Source organism: Nonomuraea sp. NPDC005730, assembly GCF_040630865.1.
Lineage (GTDB): Bacteria > Actinomycetota > Actinomycetes > Streptosporangiales > Streptosporangiaceae > Nonomuraea.
The window spans coordinates 1-17,854 of record NZ_JBEXYK010000065.1 but is presented as its reverse complement, the minus strand read 5'-3'; the positions used below and the strand labels follow the sequence as shown (position 1 = coordinate 17,854).

Genomic DNA, 17,854 nt, shown 5'->3' with positions numbered 1-17,854 from the left:
TGGGTAGATTTTCCGCATGTTGCGGGGGCGGGATGAGGAGCTGGCCGAGGTCGCGCGGTTGCTCGATCGGGCGCGGGCGGGTCAGAGCGGCGTCCTGGTCCTGCGCGGCGAGGCGGGCATCGGCAAGTCGGCCCTGCTGGACCAGCTCGTCCGGCACGCTGGGGAGGTTCGCGTCCTGCGGGCGACCGCGGTCGAGGCCGAGACGCCGCTGCCGTTCGCGGGCCTGCAGATGGTGCTGCGTCCCGTGCTCGACCGCATCGACACCCTGCCCGGCGTGCAGGCGGCGGCGCTTCGGGGGGCGCTGGGCCTGGCCGATGCCGGCGGCTCGAGCCGGTTCCTGGTCGGTCTCGCCGTCCTGAGCCTGCTGTCGGAGCTGGCCGTGCGGCGGCCGGTCCTGTGCCTGATCGACGACGCGCACTGGCTGGATGCCGCCTCCGCCGACGCGTTGCTGTTCGCGGCGCGCCGCCTGGCGGCCGACGGCGTCGCGATGGTGTTCGCGGCCCGGGACGCCTTCGACGCTCCCGGCCTGCCCGAGCTGCGGCTGGGCGGGCTCGACGGGGCCGCGGCGGCCCAGGTGCTCGCCGAGCGCTTCTCCGGGATGGCCTCGTCGGTACGCGATCGGGTCATCCGGGAATCGGGCGGGAACCCGCTGGCGCTGATCGAGCTGCCCGCCGGGCTCAGTGCGGAGCAGCGCGCCGGACGCGACGTGATGCCGGGCGCGCTGCCGGCCACCGATCGTGTCATCGCGGGTTTCGGCACCCAGATCGACGAGCTGCCGGAGCGTGCCCGGCTGGCCGTGCTGGTGGCCGCCGCCGAGGGGAGCGGCGACCTCGGAACGGTCCTGCGGGCAGCGCAGGCCCTCGGCGCCGGCGTCGCGGACCTGGAGGTCGCCGAGAAGGCGGGGCTGTTGCGGATCACCGGGGCTTCGATCGGGTTCCGGCACCCGCTGCTCCGCTCCGCCGCCTACCAGCGTGCCCCGCTCGGCCTGCGCGTGGCCGTGCACGAGGCGCTGGCCGGGGTCGTGGACGCCGAGCGGCGGGTCTGGCACCAGGCCGCCGCCGCGACCAGGCCGGAGGAGGCCATCGCCGCCCGGCTGGAGGAGACGGCCGAGGCGGCGCGCAGCCGTGGCGCCATGGCCACGTCCGCGTCGATTCTCGAGCAGGCCGCGCTGCTCAGCCCGGACCGGGCCGGGCGGGCGCGGCGGATGACCCTGGCCGCGCGGGCCGCGGTCGCCGGCGGACGCACCGAGCAGGCCGCGGCGCTGGCAGAACGCGCCGCCGAGCTGGGCGGGCACAGCGCGGGGCTGGCGATGGCCCGGGCGAGCGTCGCGTTCGAGCGCGGCACGCCGAAGGGCGCCGCCCAGTTGCTCGCCGACGGCGCGGAGACGATCCTGCGTGCGGATCCCGATCTTGCCCTGACGATGCTGACCATGGCGGCGAGCAACGCCTGGCCGTCCGGCGAGATCGACGCCGTCCGGCAGGTGGCCCGGCTCGCGGGCTCCCTCGCCGGCCGTACGGCGCGGGCCGTCGCGGCCCTGGCGTGTCTGGTCGAGGACGATTACGCCGGCGGGCTGCCCGCCCTGACCGCGCTGGTGGCCGAGGCCCGGGCCAAGCCGCTGGACGACGCCCTGGCCCGGATCTTCGTCGTCGGCGTCGCGCTGTTCCTCGGCGACGACGAGGCCGTGGGCGAGCTGGCCGCCGCGGACGTGATCCGCTGCAGGAACGCGGGCCTGGCCGGCGCGCTGCCGGTCACCCTGCACGCGCTCGCGCACGCGCAGCTGATGGCGGGCCGGCACCGCGACGCCGCCGCGACCGCGGCCGAGGCCGTGGAACTGGCCAGGGATACCGGGCAGAGCCACCGGATCGGGCAGCTCACCGCGATCACCGCCCGGATCGCGGCCATCGAGGGCGACGCGGAACACCGTCTCGATCCCGCGCATCGGGGCCTGCTCCACCTCACTTCGGGACGGTATGAGCAGGCATTTCGTGAGCTGGACGGAGTGGGTGCCGTCTCCGCCGCGCCCGATCTGGTGGAGGCGGCCATCCGGGTCGAGGCGGCGGACCGGGCGGCGGGGGCGTATGCCCGGTTCGCGGCGTGGGCCGAGGCGGGCCGGCAGCCGTGGGCCCGGGCGGTCGCGCTGCGCTGCCGCGCCCTGCTGGGCCCGTCCGGGGAGGCGGGCGAGCACTACGCGCACGCCGTCCAGCTGCACCGGAGAGGCGGCCGGCCGTTCGAACGCGCCCGCACGGAGCTGCTGTACGGCGAGTGGCTGCGCCGCGCGCGGCGCAGGGCCGAGGCGCGGTCGCCGCTGCGCTCGGCTCTGGAGATCTTCGATCGGCTCGGGGCCGCGCCGTGGGCCGGGCGTGCCCGGGCCGAGCTGCGCGCCACCGGGGAGAGCGCGCCCGACGGCCCGCCCGCCGACGCGCTGGCGGCGCTCACCCCTCAGGAGCTTCAGGTGGTACGGCTGGCCGCGGCGGGGGTGAGCAACCGCGACATCGCGGCGCAGCTGTTCCTCAGTCACCGGACCGTGGAGTACCACCTCTACAAGGCCTATCCGAAGCTCGGCGTGGCGTCCCGGCAGGAGCTCGCGGGCCTGATGTGACCGGCCCCAGTGGCGCCCCAGTGGCGACTACCGTGGCGTCACGGATTCGGGCCGGTGGGGCCGCCGCCTAGCGTTCCGGCCATGGAACACGTGAACGTGGCGATCATCTACTACAGCGCCACCGGCACCCTGCACGCGCTGGCCCAGGCCGCGGCCAAGGGCGCGCAGGAGACGGGCGCGCACGTACGGCTGCGCCGGGTCGCCGAGACAGCCCCGCCGGAGGCGGTCAACTCCAGGGCGACCTGGGCCCAGCACCTGCGTGACACCGCGGACGTCGCAGAAGCCGGCCACGACGACCTGGTCTGGGCTGATGCGGTGCTGTTCGGCACCCCGACCCGGTTCGGCAACCCGGCCGGCCAGCTGCGGGCCTTCATCGACACCACCGGCCCGCTGTGGGCCCAGGGCCGGCTGGCCGACAAGGTGTACTCGGCCTTCACCGCCTCCAACACCGCGCACGGCGGCCAGGAGTCCACCATCCTGGCGCTGAGCAACACCTTCTACCACTGGGGCGGCATCATCGTGCCGCCGGGTTACACCGACCCCGTCCAGTTCCGGTCCGGCAATCCCTACGGCGCCTCCCACGTGGCCGGCGACGGCCCACCCGCCGAGGTGACCCTGCAGGCGGCCGGCTACCAGGCCCGCCGCGTCGCCGAAACGGCGGCCGCGCTCAAGGCCGGGCGGCGATGATGTCGAGCGAGTCCGAGATCAGGGCGCTGCTGGAGGTCCGGGCCGAAGCCTGTCAGGTGAAGGACCTCGATCGGTTGCTGCGGCTCTACGCTCCCGACGTCGTCTACTACGACGTCGTCCCGCCGATGAGATTCGCCGGGTTGGATGAGGTTCGCGGTAACTTCGTCCGCTGGTTCGACGAGTACGACGGCCCGATCGCGTTGGAGACGCGCGAGCTGGTGGTCGCGGCGGGCGGGGAGGTCGCGTTCGCGCACATGCTCCACCTGGACAGCGGGAGGCGCAGGAACGGCCTCCAGACCTCGATCTGGGTCAGGTCGTCCCTCGGTCTCCGGCGGACGGAACAGGGGTGGCTGATCACGCATGAGCACGTCTCGGTGCCGATCGACCCGGCGACCCTGCAGGCGTGGTTCCCGCCGGACGGCGAGCCGGTCTGACGTCTACGCGCCCGCCGGGGGAGGCGGTCTCCTTGGCCGGAGGGAGCCGGCTCGGTGACAATCCATCGTCATGATCCGTGTGCACTTCTCCGACGCCGACCTGCGCAAGATCACGTTCGCCCCGGCTCCCAATGCTCTGTGGGAGACGGTGCTGAGTGTGCGCCTCCTGCTCGGCGCGCCGACGAGCAGGAGCCGGACGCGGCCCGGAGCGCGCCGGTTGTTCCGGCAGATGGGAGGAAGCCTGGCCGAGCGGGCGGGGGTGCTGGCTCCCTTGGTTCCGCCGAGGAGTTCGGTGCCGGCGTTCCTGCTCCAGCCGGACGCCGGTGACTTCGCCGCCGGCGTCGAGCTGGCCAGTCAGACGCCGAGCTCCTATCTGGCGGTCGATCTGGGCGCGTTGTCGCCCGCCCAGCGCGCCGGACGCTGGGCGCGGGACCTGGCCGACGGCAGCCGCGGGGCGCGCCAGACCCTCGCCGACGACCTGCGCGGCTACTTCGGCTCGTCGGTGGAGCCTCTGTGGTCGCAGATCCAGACGGAGGCCGGCGCCGACCGTGCCCTGCGCGCCGAGACCCTGCTGCGCGGCGGGGTGGACGCCCTGCTGGCCACGCTGCATCCCGGGTGCCGTTGGCGGCCGCCGACCCTGCACATCCCGATCGACGGCGAGCACGACGTCGCGCTGTGCGGGCGGGGGCTGCTGCTGATCCCGTCCTACTTCGCGCCCCGGCCGATGGTGATGCACCGGCCGGACGCGGCCACGGTGCTGGTGTACCCGATCCGCGCCACGGGCCGGTCCGCCGGCGCGGACGACGTGCTCGTGCCCCTGCTGGGCCGTACCCGTGCGGCGGTGCTGGCCACGTTGCGCAGCCCGGCCACCACCACGTCCGTGGCCGAACGCGTCGGTGTCTCCCTCGGCTCCGCCAGCCAGCACACCACGGTCCTGCGCAACGCCGGACTCATCTCGACCGTCCGCACGGGCAGCTCGGTCCTGCACACCCTGACGCCGCTCGGAAGAGCCCTCCTGAACGGCTCACCGGGCGCCTGCTGACGGCCGGGGCGAGCCGGCACACCCAGCGGCACGAGGCGCTGGGCCCGTACATGCTCGTCCGGCGGGGATGGGCGCCGGCTTCTATCCTCATGGGATGGCTCTGCAAGATCGACTCGCCGCCGTGGACGCCCTTCTGGCCCGCCCTTTCCCGGAGACGGAGGAACGGGGGAGTGCGTCGCGGGACGTGTGGGAGGGATATCGTTCCAGCGGCCCCGACCACCACGTGTGCTATCTGGCGGCCAGCCGGGACTTCTGGGACGACCGCGGCGAGGAGGTCGTCGAGGCGGCCCAGGCGGAGATCGACGCCGCCCTCCAGGAGCTGGTGACCGCCCTGACGGCGCGCTGGGGCGCTCCCCGGGTGGTCGATCTCTGGCGCCGTGTGGAGAACGAGGACCCGGCGCCCGCGCCGCTGGGCGAACTCGGCCAGCTCAGCGACACGATGCTGGTCTGGCGGCGCCCGGACGCCGACCGATGGCTCGCGCTCGCGGTCGGTCAGGCTGATCCGGAGTTCCCCGTTCTGCTGCTCGCGGCGGTCGGTGAGACGTCGCTGGACTGACTCGCCGTGCAGCCGACGCGACGAGGGAAGCCCGCGGGGGCGGGCTCCCGGTCGTGCGGTTCGGCGCTCAGTGCGTCATCGACGTGTTCATCAGCGATGACGCACTGAGCCGTCGGAGCCCGTGGTGTACGCCAGTGCCCTCGACCCTGGGGTACGGGCTCGGCCGGTCGGGACGGTCTCAGCCGCAGTGGACGTTGTCGAGCTTGACGCTCGTCCACGACGGCGAGATGCCCTCGACGTCGATGCACTGCCCGGCCGCCGAGACGTACACGGGGCCGGCGTAGTACTGGTAGTTTCCGGCGTCGCTGTCCTTGCCGCTGCCGTCGCCCCTGGAGATCACGACGCCCTTCCAGCTCGTGGTGTTGGCGTAGGGGCCGTCGCCATAGGTGAGTGCGCAGTTCTTGCCGGTGCCGGAGCTGTAGTACACCTCCAGGATGCCGGTACGGTACCCGTACTTCTCGATGCCGATGTTGTAGACGCCGACCCGGGTGTAGCCGCTGCCGCAGGGGCCGGCCGCGGCGGCCGGGGTGGCGGTCGCCGCCAGCGTGGTCGCGGCGGTCAGGGCCGCGCCGGCCAGGAGGGTCGCCAGCTTGCGTGTTCGCACGAAGATCCCTTCGGTTGCCCAGTGTTGTGATCTTGAGTACCACTGGCTCACTTCTGCTACACGCGACTCGTGATCAATGTGATAGTTCGCACAAATCGGCGGCCCGACCGGTCGCCGCCCTCGGGCCGTCGATGCGGTGGCGGCCCCCGGTGCTGGAGGCCGACTACGCCACCGGCCGGTACGAGATCCACCTGCGAGGCCGCGGCCTGACGCTCATCCCCTCCTACTTCGGGCGCTTCGCCCCGGTCGCGATGGCCGACACCAGCCTGCCGCCCGTCCTGGTGTTCCCCATCCAGCACGAGACGCCCGGCTCCGGCCCCGAACCCGACGACGCACTGCCCGACCTGCTCGGCGCCACCCGGGCCCGCGTCCTGCGCTGCATCGCCGCCGCCACCGGCTGCACCACCGGCGAACTCGCCCGCAGGACCGGCGCCTCGCTGTCGTCGGCCAGCGCGCACGCCCAGGTGCTGCAGCGGGCCGGGCTCATCACCAGCACCCGGCACGCCAACATGGTCATCCACCAGCTCACCCGGCTGGGCGGCGACCTGATCCACCGGCAGCAGTGACCGCACCCCGTCATCCGGGCCGGCGGCCCCGACGAGATGCTGGATGGAACCTTTCTCCCGCATACGGATAAGTACCGTCGTGACATCCCTTCCACACGATGAACCCGTCCTGGCAGGTCCTCCGGCGGACGCGCGAGCGCCGCTTCGGGCGGACGTGTCAGCACCGGTCCAGCCGATGGCCCCGACAGCCTTCGAAGTGCCCGCGCAGGACTCGGCGGTCATCGAAGCGTCGCTGATCGAGCCGGAGCGTTTCGCCGAGTTGTTCGAGCGGCATGCCGCCGTCCTGCATCGCTACGTCGTCCGGCGTCTTGGTCCCGATCAGGCTGAGGACGTGGTGGCCGAGACGTTCACCAGGGCGTTCGAGAAGCGGCACAAGTACGCCCTGGATCGCCAGGACGCCCTGCCGTGGCTGTACGGCATCGCCACGAACATCATCGGCACCCATCGAAGGGCGGAGACCCGCGGATATCGCGCGCTGGCCCGGACCGGGGAGGACCCCGTGGCGGTCGCCTTCGACGAGCGGGTGGTCGCCCGCGTCTCCGCCTCGCAGACCCGCAGACCGCTCGCGGCCGCCCTGGCCGAGCTGGGCAAGGGCGAGCGCGACGTCCTGCTGCTGATCTCCTGGGGCGACCTCGGCTACGAGGAGACGGCGCAGGCGCTGAACGTGCCCATCGGCACCGTGCGGTCCCGGCTGTCCCGCGCCCGCCGCAAGATCGCCCGCGCACTGGGCGGCAGCAACCCCACCGACGTGATCGAGGAGGCCTGATGAACGATCTGGACATGGTCCGCGACCTGCGGTCCGAGGTGCGGCAGAGCGAAGCGAGCGATCTGCGTCACGCCCGGCGGCGGATGATGGCCGCGCTGGCTCCGGAGCCACCGGCCCGCCGGGTCCGGCGCATGGTGCTGCGCGTGGCGGCCGTGGGCGCGTTCGGCGCCACGATCGCGGCAGGCGTCACGGTGGTGCAGAGCCTCGGCACGGATGACCGGGGGACGCGGACCACCGGCGCCCCGGCATGGCTGCCGGTGGCGAACGCGCAGACCCTGGCCAGGCACGCGACGGCGGCGGCGGCCGGCCGGCCGGACGTCTATCCGCGGGCCGACCAGTGGGTCTACGTCAAATGGGACAGCTACACCTCACCCAAGCTGACGGCCAAGGCCACCGCGCCACCGGCCGGCGGAGGCAGGACACGCTCGCGGGAGACCGTCGAAAGATGGACGCGGGGGGACGGCGCAGAAAGGGCCATGCGGGACGAGAACAGCAACACGATCAAACGACGCCGAGGCGGCGCGGATCCCCGTCTGCGGTTCGACCCCGCCTATCTGCGCTCGCTCCCGCTGGAGCCGTCCGCCCTGGCCGAACGCCTGAAGCAGGACACCAGTGAGATCGATCTGCCGCAAGCGCGGGCGGTGTCCCATCAGATCCTGAGCATCCTGGAGGAAGGCGCTCCGGCGGCTCGCCTGCGGGCCGCCCTCTACACCGTCCTGTCCCAGCTGGACGACGTCGGCGTGGAGACGGTGCGCGACCTGCTGGGCCGACAGGGCGTGGCGATCTACACGCGCGACGACGACGGGGTCCGTCAGGAAGTCATCATCGACCCCAACACCTTCGACCTGCTCGGGGCACGCCGCGTCTACGTCGGCGGCGCCAAGTCGCCCGACCCGTACTACAGCGGGTTGCCCGAGGGCGAAGTGATCACCTCCAGGGCCCGGGTGTCCGTCGGCATCGTCGACGACGCGGGGGACCTTCCGTAATCGAGCCCTTGGCCGGTGCCCGTGACGAGGGCCGGGCACCGGCCGCCGGGCTCAAGGGGGGTCCAGCCCGCAGTGGTGGCTCCCGTGGTTCGCCCACCGCGATCCCCTACCCTGATCCCCCTTCCGGACTTAGTAATCGGTACCGTATCGTTTACTAAATGACTGACGCCGTACTCATCGCGGGCGCCGGCCCCACCGGGCTGGCCCTGGCCGTCCACCTGGCCTTACACGACATCCCGGTCCGCGTCATCGACGCCGCCCCCGCCCCCGCCACCACCTCCCGCGCCCTCGGCCTGCAACCACGCGGCATTGAGGTCCTGGAACGCATCGGCGCGCTCGGCGACCTGCCCCGGCGCTCCCGGTCCTCGCTCAACATGTCCTACAACGAGGGCACGCGCACCGTGCTGCGCCTGCACGTCGGCCAAGCCGTCGCCGACCAGCCGAAACAGACCCTGCTGATCTCACAGGCCGAGGTCGAGGGCACACTGCGGCAACGTCTGGCCGAACTGGGCGGCCATGTGGAGTGGGACACCCGGCTGGCCGCGGCCCGGCAGGACGCCACCGGCGTCACCGCCACCGTCCAGGCGGCCGACGGCGCCGAGCGCCACATCGAGGCCGACTGGCTGATCGGCTGTGACGGCGCGCACAGCACCGTACGCAAGCTCGCCGGCATCGGCTTCCCCGGCCGCAAGCTCCTCGAACGCCTGCTGATGGCCGACGTGCGGGCCCAGTGGCCGCTGGACAGGAACGGCAGCACGACCTGGATGGAGGCCGGTCACATGCTGTCGGTCACCGCGCTGCCCGACGACACCTGGCGGGTGTTCACCGAACCACCGTCGCAGCTGCCGGACCAGCTGTCCGAACGCGAGATCGGCGACCGGGTGCTGAGCGAGTTCTCCCGCCGCAGCGGGATCGGCCTCGACACGGTCACGGACGTCCGCTGGGCCTGCGAGTTCCGCATCCACCGCCGGCTGGCCGACGCCTACCGGCGAGGCCGGATCCTCCTGGCCGGCGACGCGGCGCACATCCAGAGCCCCACCGGCGGCCAGGGACAGAACACCGGGCTGGGCGACGCGGAGAACCTGGCCTGGAAGCTGGTGCTGGTCGCCCGCGGCCGCGCCGACCAGCGGCTGCTCGACACCTACGAAGGCGAACGACGGCCGCTGGCCCGCAAGGTCCTGCGCGCCACCAGCACCGCCGTGGACATCATGTTGCCGCACGCCCCCTGGAAGCGCCTGCTGCGCGACAACGTCGTCCTGCCGGTCGTCCGGCTGCCCGCGGTGCAGCGCCGGCTGTGGCTGGCCGCCTCCCAGCTCGGCATCAGCTACCGAGGAGGACCGCTGGCCTCGGCCGCCCACCGGTGGATGCCCGGACTGCGTCCCGGCGACCGGATGCCCGACCTCACCTGCCGGCGTCCCGACGGCGGCAGCACCACCCTGCACGCCGCCGTCCGCAGACGCTGGGTCGTGCTCGCCGGTGATCAGCACGTCGCCGCCCGCCACGCCGAGGCCGCCGCGGCGCAACTGGGCGCCGACCTGATCGTCGCGCTCACGCCGGTGGAGCCCGGCTCGCCCGACGTGACGCTGATCCGCCCCGACGGGCACATCGGTTGGCGCGACCATCCGGCACCCGACAGACTGACCGCATGGCTGAACCAGGTGCTGTGGCCGGCGTAGAACGCCACGGCCGTCCACGCGATCCGGAGAACGACGCCGCCATCCTCGACGCGGCGCTGGACCTGCTGATCGAACGCGGCGCGGCGGGTACCAGCATGGAAGCGGTGGCCCAGCGCGCCGGCGTGGCGAAACTGACCGTCTACCGGCGCTGGCGAGCCAAGGAGGACCTCCTGATGGCCGCCTTGGAGCACGCCCGTGCCCCCGACATGGACGCCGCCCCCGCCGGGCAGTCGATCGACGAACTGATCTCGTCCGTCGCCGAGCTTCTCGGCCGCCCCCGATTCCGCGCGCTGATGGCCCGCGTCATCGGCGCCTCGGTCGACTACCCGAAGCTGGTGGCCGCCTACACCGAGCGCTACCTGCGGCCACGGCTCAACGCCGTGGCCCACGTCGCGCAGCGGGCCGTCGACGCCGGTCACCTTCCGGCGGGCACCGACCCGGGCGTCATCCAGGACATCCTGGCCGGCTCGATCGGATCCGTCCTGCTCCAGCATGCCGACGATGTGACCGCCGTACAGATCGAGCACCGACTGCGGAATCTGTTGCGCCACATCGGATACCGGCCCTGACACCGCGCGGCCGCCGTCCCGCCCCTACTCGCCGGTACGTTCCGCCAGGGCCGTGCCGGTGAGCTGGACGGGCTTCCTCCCGTCACGACGGAAGCACCGGAGCCGGCGCTCAGCAGGCCCGCCCCCCCACGTGCCCTGGTTGAAACGCACCCATCGCACCGTGTCCTCCAGCGTCGAGATCACCCCGCCGTTGCCGACGCAGGTGCCCGGCATCTCCGGCACCGCGACGGCGACCCCGAGCACGACCTCGAACCCGGACGGCAGGCCCTGGGCACCATCGGAGCACCCCGGCGTCGAGCCGGTTCCTGTCATGCCCAGCGGCGTGAGCAGCTCGGCGCGCAGGAAGGCGTCGAAGGGCCGGCCCGACACCACTTCGACGATCCTGGCCGCGATCGAGTAGTTGGTGTTGTGGTACTCCCAGCGGGTGTCCGGGGCGGCGGCCAGGGTCTTGCCGGCCGGCCCGGCCACGACCGCCCGCGTGCCGCGCGGAGGGGGGAACACGTACTCGTCGTTCGTGCTGTCCGACAGCCCCGAGGTGTGGCTGAGGAGCCGGCGCACGGTGATGGCGGTGCAGCGGGGATCGGCCATCCTGAGGTCGGGCAGGTAGGTGACGACCGGGTCGTCCCGCAGGACGCGGTCCCGGTCGACCAGCAGCATGATCGCCGTAGCCGTCGTCGACTTGCTCATCGACGCGATCCGGAACCGGGTCCGCGCCGTCACCGCGTCGCCGTTCCCGTCCCGGCCGCGCACGATCGTCTCGGCCGACGACCCGTCGATCACGGCCGCCGCGACGCCCGGCGGCCACCACGGCGGCGAGGACGAGCAGGGGAGTCACGCGAGGAAGGCGCGCAGGAGGCAGGAACACGACGTCGAACCTAGGGCGGCCCTCATCAGGGCCGCATCACCCCAAGGGGTGAGGCCGGCGCCACCCGCAGGGATGGAATCTCAGCCGGGCAGATCGTCGCGGCCCACGAGCCCGTTCTCGTAGGCGTGGATCACCGCGTGCACGCGGTCGCGCAGGCCCAGCTTCTGCAGGACGGCCCGGACGTGCGACTTCACCGTGTTCTCGCTCAGCACCAGCTCCGCGCGGATCTCGGCGTTGGACCTGCCGCGGGCGAGCAGGCCGAAGATCTCGACCTCGCGCGGGGTGAGGCCGTCCAGGGCCGCCGTCCTGCGCATCGGCGTCTGCCGGACGAGATCGAGGATCGTCGCGGCCACCCCCGGGGCCAGCGCCGAGGTGCCGGACGCGACGTCGCACACCGCCTGGGCCAGGGCGGCGGGCCGGACGTCCTTGGTCAGGTAGCCGCTGGCACCGGCCCGGACGGCCGCCACGACCAGTTCGTCGTCGTCGAACGTCGTCAGCATGAGCACCCGGGTCGCCGGAGCGATCCGCACGATCTCCGCCGTGGCCGCGACGCCGTCCATGCGCGGCATGCGGATGTCCATCAGCACCACGTCGAGGCGGTGCCGCCGGACGACCTCGACCGCCGCGCCGCCGTCGGCGACGTCGTGGGTGACCTCGATGCGTTCGTCGGCCGACAGCACCGTGCGCAGCGAGGCCCGCAGCAGTTCCTGGTCGTCGACGAGCATGACCCGGATCGCGCTCATGCCCCCTCCTTCGTGGGCAGCCGCGCCCGCAGCACCCATCCGTCGTCCCCGTCGTCGATCGACAGTGTGCCGCCCGCGGTACGCACCCGTTCCTCGATCCCCATCAAGCCGGTCCCCTGGCCGCCGGCGCCGCGAAGCGCGCTGCCGCCGTCGTCGCGGACCTCCACCACCATCTCGGCCGGGCTCCAGCGCAGGTCGACGCGCACCGCGACCGGCGGTTCGAGGTGGCGCAGCGCGTTGGTGATGCCCTCCTGCACGGTCCGGACCGCCGCGACCTCGGCACTGAGGCTCAGCGGCCGTCGCTCACCCGCCTCGGCGAAGGACACCGCGTGCAGCGGGCTCGCCGCCGAGGCGACGAGGTCGGGCAGCACGTCGAGCGAGATCGGGACCTGGCCGGACCGGGAACCGGCGCCCGGCGCCACCGTGGTCGCGCGCCCGCCGGCCGGGCCCAAGGTGGCCAGCATCGCGCGCAGACCCTGGTGGGCGTCCCGGCCGGTCTCGGCGATGTCGCCGAGCTCGCGCCGGGTCGCCGCATCCGACGTCGTCACCGCCGCGGCCTCGATCCGCGCGACCATGACGGTGACCGTGTGGGCGATCACGTCGTGCAGGTCGCGGCGGATGCCGGCCCGTTCGTCGGCGATCGCCGCGGCCAGCCGTTCGCCCTCGGCCCGTCGGGCGGCCTCCCGCCTGCGCCGTACCAGCAGGGCCGCGAGCCACACACCGCCGACCACGAGCATCAGCAGCCCGCCCTCGACCAGACGGCTCCACACGGGGTCGGCGGGCAGCCGGGCCCACCCCACCAGCTCGGTCAGGACGATCCCGAGCGCGGCGACCGCCAGCGCCGGCACCGAGGACCTGACCGGGACCAGGCCGGTCAGCCGCCACAACGCCAGGGGGAAGCACACCGCCGAGGGCAGCAAGGTCAGTGACCATCCCGGGAAGGGCGTCAGCACCAGGACGAGCATGGCCAGCGCGCCGATCGCGTACCCGGTCCACGGCCGTCGAGCGGCCACCACCGCTCCCGCATGGAGCAGGACGGCGGCGCCCGCCGCGGCGAGGACCTGCCACCAGGCCGCGCCCAGGTGCCGGGCGCCCGCCAGGATGATCAACGTCAGGAGGGCCGGGACCGCGTGCGCCGCCACCGTCGTGGCCGGCCAGGCGCTCCGGCGCTGGGGGGCTGTCACGGTCGGTCGTCGCCTTCCGGTGGGCTCGTGGTGGGGGAGCCGTGCCCGGCTCGACCTGCCACAGGATAGCCAGCGGCCGAGGGCGCCCGCCCCCGCGGGCGCCCTGCCGCTCCGGGAGCGCCCAAATGGCTCACGAGTCTGGACATTCGGCAGATACGCGCGAGCACGCATGGATAGGCTGCCACAACTTGATCATCGACGAGGGAGCATGGTGGCCGCGCAGACACGACCAGGACGTGTGATCGGCGGACGGTACCGGCTGGAGTCCGTTCTGGGAGGCGGGGGCTTCGGACGGGTCTGGAAGGCTCACGACGAGTCCCTCGACGTGTCCGTGGCGGTGAAGGAGGTCTGGCTCCCGTCGGCCACCTCCGACGAGGAGCACGCGCAGCGGCTGCGCCGCGCCGAGCGTGAGGCGCGCAACGCCGCCCGGCTGCGCTCGCATCCGCACATCGTCACCGTGCACGACGTGGTGATCGAGGATCAGGCGCCGTGGATCGTCATGGAACTCGTCGACGGCGGCACCCTCGCCGATCTGATCGCCCGGGACGGCCCCATGGCCCCCGGCGCCGTCACGTCGGCCGCCAAGGGGCTGCTGGAGGCCCTGAGCACGGCACACGCGTCCGGCATCGTGCACCGGGACGTGAAACCGGCGAACGTGCTGATCGCCCGGGACGGCCGCGTGCTCCTCACCGACTTCGGCATCGCCGTGCAACAGGGCGACACCGCCCTCACCAAGAGCGGCGGGCTGATGGGCTCGCTGGAGTACATCGCGCCGGAACGGTTCAACGGCGTGGACAGCGGCGGCGCGGGCGACCTGTACTCGCTCGGTGTGACGCTGTACCAGGCGTTGGAGGGGGTGTCCCCGTTCCACCGGGACACCCCGACGGAGACGCTCACCGCTGTGCTGCTGGGGGAGGCGCCCGTGCCCCGCGACGCCGGCGGGCTCGGGACGCTGATCACCCGGCTGCTGGACAAGGCCCCGGCCAACCGTCCCACCGCCGCCCAGGCCCTGGCCACGATCGACGCCCTCGGGCAGCCTCGTGTGCCGGCGTCGCCGCTCGCCCCGGCCGGCGCGTCGGCCCGCACCGAGAACGTCCCGCCTCCGCCGCCGCCCACGTTGCTGGAGCAGGCGCCCGTCTTCCCCGACCCGTCACGGCCCGGCCCCGGCGGGCCGCGGAACCGCAAGCTGCTCATCGCAGGCGGCGCCGGGCTCGTCGTGGCGATCGCCGCGGTCGTCGTCGTCGTGGCCACCTCGGGAGGTGGCGGTCAGACCCCGCAGGCGGGCTCGTCCGGCGCGGCGGAGCGGACGGCGTCCGCCGCCGAGCAGTCCGGCGAGAAAGATCAGGGGATGCCGCCGGGGTGCGAGAACCAGACCGACGTCATGGAGAAGTGGACCCGGGTCCCGGTCAGCGGAACGGTGCCGCTTCCGCCGACCGAGAACCTCCTCAACGAGATCGTGGACCTGCAGCAGGCCAATCTGGCCAAGGCGGTTCGCCCGGCGCTCAAGACCGCGCTCCGGAACGACGTCGACACCGCCAAGAAGGCACTCAAGGCGCTTCGTGCCGACGACGTCGACACGTATCGGCAGGCGGTGACGAAGGACAAGCTCGGGCACCTGACCGAGATCTCCGACGCGTGCTTCTTCAACAACCTCGGCCCGTCGCAGTCGCCGGGTTGACCTGGGGGTCAGAGGATCCGTCTGTGTGGTCCGTCCCCGAGGCGTGGAACCGTGAGCTGCCCGGGCGCCCTGCGGTGGATCGCCGAGCGGCCCGGTCACGACGTGGTGGCCGGATGGGAGCTCGGCGAGGGACAGGCCTCCTGCGCGATCTTCCAGATCAGGTGGGGACCGCCCGCCCGGGGGAGGGGCACATGATGAAGATCTTGACGGCCTTCGTCGCCGTCCTGCTGCCGGCCGTCCTGGCCGGCTGCGGTGTGGTGCGGACGCAGGCGGCCGCGCCGTCGCCGTCGGCCCTGCTCCCTTGCCCGGTGGTCACCGAGGCGCCCGGTCACTGACCCGCATGGCGGCGATCAGGTGCGCTTGCGGTAGACGGCCATGGCCCAGCGGACCGGGCGGTTGGTGTCCTGGCCCCAGATGCCCGCCCGGACGGTGACGGTGACCCGCCTGCCCTCCGGCACGGCGAGCTCGGTCATCGCCATCGGGTACGGGCCGCTCTTCCACTGGCCGCAGGTGGCCGTCATCTCGTCGCCGCCCTCGACCCGGTACGTGAACCACATCCGCCTGGCCAGGTCACCGGTGCAGAGCGCCTCGATGCCGATCTTGCCGCCGTCGCCCCGAACCGTGACCGTGGCCGTCCTGTCCCGCGGCCAGATCCGGTCCTGCGTCGCGCCGGCCAGCTCCCAGCTCGCCAGCCGTGCGGGGAAGGCCTTGAGCGGTTCGGGATCGACCGGCCGCGCGGGAGGGTCCCATTCGTAGACGGCCAGGCTCCAGACCGCCTTGACGGGCTCCGGGGTCACGCACGGCGCCCCCTTCTCCTGCCGCGTACACCCCCCGCCCCTGGTGGTCGTGTCGAACGTCACCGTGACCGGGCCGGCCCCTGCGGGCACCAGCAACGGGACCAGCTCCATGCCCTTCGGACAGGGGGAGAAGGACGGGGAGGCCCCGGAGGCGCGACCCGCCACGGAGATCCTCGGCGCCGTGGCGCCGAACGAGCCGTCGCACCGCGCGGCCACGTCCAGCGGCCTGCCGGTGACCGGGATGGTGACCGACGCCTTCCGCGTGCCCTCCGTCCTGACCGTCGCCGTCGCCAGTCGCCGGTAGGCGGTGCCGTCGTGGGCGGTGAACCGTTCCGGCAGCTCGCGGGCCGGGGCGACGGCGTCGGCCGAGGTCGCCGGCTCGTGCCGCGTCACGGCGCCCCCGGGAAGCAGGGAGAGCACGACCGCGGCCGCAGCCACCGTCGCGGCGGCGGACGCCAGGACCCGGCGCCGCCAGGTACGGCGCACGCGGTGGCGGATGAGCTCGTGGCGGTCCGGGATCGCGGGCGCGGGCCCCTCGGCTCGCTCCCGCAACATCTCCCGCAGGTCCTGCACGCTCATCGGTACTCCTTCACGATCGACTCGTCCACGCGCAGCTTGGCCAGCGCCTTGGCGGTCTGGCTCTTGACCGTGCCGTCATGGCAGCCGAGGATCCTGGCCACCTCCTGCACCGGCAGGTCCTCGTAGAACCGCAGCACGATCACCGCGCGCTGCTTGGCGGGCAGCCTTCCCACCGCCTCCCACAGCTCCTCCTGCCCGGACCGCTCGGCATCGGCCACCCCCTCGTCGGGCAGCGCGCCGCTCGGCACCTCGCCCCGCCATCGGCGTCGCCACCACGAGGTGTAGGTCGTCACGAGCGCCCGCCGCACGTACGCCTCGGGCTCCTCGATGCGCGGCCAGGCGAACCACGCCTTGGCCAGGCATTCCTGGAGCAGGTCCTCGGCCGTTCCCCAGTCGCGGGTCAGCAGGTACGCCGTCCGCAGTAACCGGTCGGACCGCGAGGCCACGAAGTTGTGAAAGAGCTTCCTGTCTGGCACACACGTACTGACGCGGTGCCGGCGCGATCAGGTTGCCTCGCCGCACACGATCCTGAAGGGCGGCCCCGCGCCCGTCGCCCTTATGATCACCGGGTGCGTTGACCGAGGATCGCACCGACCCTGCTCGTGCTCGCCTGACGGCCGGATGCCGCGTCGCCGGAGCGCTCGACGCACGCGCGGTCCCGTCGTCCGAGGTGCTGGAGAAGCTCGCGGCGCCTGCGCCCTCCTCCGCCGGGGTCATCGACGCGGTCACCACCGTCGTCCATTCCGGAAGCGCCGCGCAGTCCGAGTTCAGCAGCCCGGCCCCCCAGGAGCGCCGTGCGGCCGTGCCGAATGCATCCTGGGCGTGACGTTTCCGTCCGGTGCCGGTTAGACGAAGGTTGCGGGGACGCAGGTGGACGCGCCGACGCAGGTTCCGGTCCCGCCGAATAGCGGTGACGCCGCCGCCTCCAACGGGCGTCGCTGAGCCGGTCGCCGCCGACCGATACCACCTTCCAGGGGCCCGGAATGCCGGACTTTCCCTGCCCGATTGTCCGGCATTACGGCCGTTTTCCGCACGTGGAGGGGTGTGACCAGCGGTAACAGAAATGTCGGTATGCCTACCGATGAACATACGTATTTTCGAGCAGTCAACCAACGCTTAGCGTCTGGCGGCAACAAGGCGAAACGGTCCACTTGCTGTATCCGTCACCCTTTATCACCCCCCCGACCCCCTTCACCTCCGCGCGATCCAGGACACCCCTGACCGCGTGGTGACCCGCGCACGCCCAAAGGCGGCAACGGCCCGAAGGGAGCCCGCCGAAAGGAGCACCACAGCGTGAAACCCAAAGCCTTACTCGCGGCGGTCGCCGGCCTGGCCACGGCCGCGACCCTGACGCTCCCCGCGTCCCCCGCCGGCGCCGCCCCGCCCGGAGCCACCCCCGCGCAAGACCCCGGCACCTCCACGCAAGCCGCGGCAGACCCCGCCTCGCTCGCCGCGGCGGTCGCCGACAAGGCGGTCTCCAGCCAGCTCGACAACCTCAGCAGAGGCCCCGACGAGGCCTACAG

General features: G+C 73.1%; 20 protein-coding genes. 14 read left to right on the top strand and 6 right to left on the bottom strand.

Features of this window, described 5'->3' with window-relative positions; genetic code table 11:
- Nucleotides 1–16 precede the first annotated feature (16 nt).
- From ABZ444_RS42795 to ABZ444_RS42775, 5 genes are all read left to right on the top strand, one after another.
- Nucleotides 17–2,599, top strand: coding sequence for an AAA family ATPase (locus tag ABZ444_RS42795; protein ID WP_358009838.1), 2,583 nt, complete (start codon nt 17–19; stop codon nt 2,597–2,599).
- A gap of 81 nt (nt 2,600–2,680) precedes the next feature.
- Nucleotides 2,681–3,286, top strand: coding sequence for an NAD(P)H:quinone oxidoreductase (gene wrbA / locus ABZ444_RS42790; RefSeq protein WP_358009836.1), 606 nt, complete (start codon nt 2,681–2,683; stop codon nt 3,284–3,286).
- Nucleotides 3,283–3,720, top strand: a complete 438-nt coding sequence (locus ABZ444_RS42785) for a nuclear transport factor 2 family protein (protein ID WP_358009834.1) — start codon at nt 3,283–3,285, stop codon at nt 3,718–3,720. The genes wrbA and ABZ444_RS42785 overlap by 4 nt, the downstream gene beginning before the upstream one ends.
- A gap of 70 nt (nt 3,721–3,790) precedes the next feature.
- Complete coding sequence (locus ABZ444_RS42780; RefSeq protein ID WP_358009832.1) at nt 3,791–4,762, top strand: helix-turn-helix domain-containing protein; 972 nt, start codon at nt 3,791–3,793, stop codon at nt 4,760–4,762.
- A 94-nt stretch (nt 4,763–4,856) separates the two neighbouring features.
- Nucleotides 4,857–5,318 carry a hypothetical protein gene (locus ABZ444_RS42775; protein WP_358009830.1) on the top strand — a complete coding sequence of 154 codons (462 nt, stop codon included), beginning with the start codon at nt 4,857–4,859 and terminating at the stop codon, nt 5,316–5,318.
- 178 nt (nt 5,319–5,496) lie between these two features.
- Here ABZ444_RS42775 and ABZ444_RS42770 read toward each other — a convergent pair whose 3' ends face one another.
- On the bottom strand, nt 5,497–5,922 hold the full coding sequence (locus ABZ444_RS42770; protein ID WP_358009828.1) for a spore-associated protein A: 426 nt from the start codon (nt 5,920–5,922) through the stop codon (nt 5,497–5,499).
- A 131-nt stretch (nt 5,923–6,053) separates the two neighbouring features.
- Here ABZ444_RS42770 and ABZ444_RS42765 point away from each other — a divergent pair, with 131 nt between their 5' ends.
- The 5 genes from ABZ444_RS42765 (at nt 6,054) to ABZ444_RS42745 (ending at nt 10,485) form a co-directional block, all read left to right on the top strand.
- Complete coding sequence (locus tag ABZ444_RS42765) at nt 6,054–6,488, top strand: helix-turn-helix domain-containing protein (RefSeq protein WP_358009826.1); 435 nt, start codon at nt 6,054–6,056, stop codon at nt 6,486–6,488.
- A gap of 175 nt (nt 6,489–6,663) precedes the next feature.
- Nucleotides 6,664–7,254 carry an RNA polymerase sigma factor gene (locus ABZ444_RS42760; protein ID WP_358009824.1) on the top strand — a complete coding sequence of 197 codons (591 nt, stop codon included), beginning with the start codon at nt 6,664–6,666 and terminating at the stop codon, nt 7,252–7,254.
- Nucleotides 7,254–8,240: a CU044_5270 family protein gene (locus tag ABZ444_RS42755; protein ID WP_358009822.1), complete on the top strand. Its 987-nt coding sequence runs from the start codon at nt 7,254–7,256 to the stop codon at nt 8,238–8,240. The genes ABZ444_RS42760 and ABZ444_RS42755 overlap by 1 nt, the downstream gene beginning before the upstream one ends.
- Nucleotides 8,241–8,398: 158 nt before the next feature.
- Entirely contained in the window at nt 8,399–9,916 is a 1,518-nt protein-coding gene (locus tag ABZ444_RS42750) for an FAD-dependent monooxygenase (protein ID WP_358009820.1), read from the top strand.
- Nucleotides 9,886–10,485 (top strand): TetR/AcrR family transcriptional regulator, encoded by a 600-nt coding sequence (locus tag ABZ444_RS42745; protein ID WP_358009818.1) that lies wholly within the window; start codon nt 9,886–9,888, stop codon nt 10,483–10,485. Before ABZ444_RS42750 ends, ABZ444_RS42745 begins: the two co-directional genes overlap by 31 nt.
- A 24-nt stretch (nt 10,486–10,509) precedes the next feature.
- Here ABZ444_RS42745 and ABZ444_RS42740 read toward each other — a convergent pair whose 3' ends face one another.
- From ABZ444_RS42740 to ABZ444_RS42730, 3 genes are all read right to left on the bottom strand, one after another.
- Complete coding sequence (locus ABZ444_RS42740) at nt 10,510–11,265, bottom strand: serine hydrolase domain-containing protein (RefSeq protein WP_358009816.1); 756 nt, start codon at nt 11,263–11,265, stop codon at nt 10,510–10,512.
- A 165-nt stretch (nt 11,266–11,430) separates the two neighbouring features.
- On the bottom strand, nt 11,431–12,093 hold the full coding sequence (locus tag ABZ444_RS42735) for a response regulator transcription factor (RefSeq protein ID WP_358009814.1): 663 nt from the start codon (nt 12,091–12,093) through the stop codon (nt 11,431–11,433).
- On the bottom strand, nt 12,090–13,277 hold the full coding sequence (locus ABZ444_RS42730) for a histidine kinase (RefSeq protein WP_358009812.1): 1,188 nt from the start codon (nt 13,275–13,277) through the stop codon (nt 12,090–12,092). The genes ABZ444_RS42735 and ABZ444_RS42730 overlap by 4 nt, the downstream gene beginning before the upstream one ends.
- 238 nt (nt 13,278–13,515) lie before the next feature.
- Here ABZ444_RS42730 and ABZ444_RS42725 point away from each other — a divergent pair, with 238 nt between their 5' ends.
- Together ABZ444_RS42725 and ABZ444_RS42720 are read left to right on the top strand one after the other, a co-directional pair.
- The gene (locus ABZ444_RS42725; protein ID WP_358009810.1) at nt 13,516–14,955 is read left to right on the top strand and encodes a serine/threonine-protein kinase; all 1,440 of its coding nucleotides are present in this window, start codon (nt 13,516–13,518) and stop codon (nt 14,953–14,955) included.
- Nucleotides 14,956–15,146: 191 nt separating this feature from the next.
- Nucleotides 15,147–15,290 (top strand): hypothetical protein, encoded by a 144-nt coding sequence (locus tag ABZ444_RS42720; protein ID WP_358009808.1) that lies wholly within the window; start codon nt 15,147–15,149, stop codon nt 15,288–15,290.
- A gap of 15 nt (nt 15,291–15,305) precedes the next feature.
- Here the strand turns inward: ABZ444_RS42720 and ABZ444_RS42715 are convergent, their stop codons facing one another.
- Nucleotides 15,306–16,331, bottom strand: a complete 1,026-nt coding sequence (locus ABZ444_RS42715) for a hypothetical protein (protein ID WP_358009806.1) — start codon at nt 16,329–16,331, stop codon at nt 15,306–15,308.
- Entirely contained in the window at nt 16,328–16,807 is a 480-nt protein-coding gene (locus tag ABZ444_RS42710) for a SigE family RNA polymerase sigma factor (protein ID WP_358009804.1), read from the bottom strand. The genes ABZ444_RS42715 and ABZ444_RS42710 overlap by 4 nt, the downstream gene beginning before the upstream one ends.
- Nucleotides 16,808–16,905: 98 nt before the next feature.
- Here ABZ444_RS42710 and ABZ444_RS42705 point away from each other — a divergent pair, with 98 nt between their 5' ends.
- Together ABZ444_RS42705 and ABZ444_RS42700 are read left to right on the top strand one after the other, a co-directional pair.
- A complete protein-coding gene (locus tag ABZ444_RS42705) occupies nt 16,906–17,157 on the top strand; it encodes a hypothetical protein (protein WP_358009802.1) in 252 nt (83 codons plus the stop codon).
- A 467-nt stretch (nt 17,158–17,624) separates the two neighbouring features.
- Nucleotides 17,625–17,854 (top strand): hypothetical protein (locus ABZ444_RS42700; protein WP_358009800.1); only part of this gene is annotated, 230 nt, incomplete at its 3' end.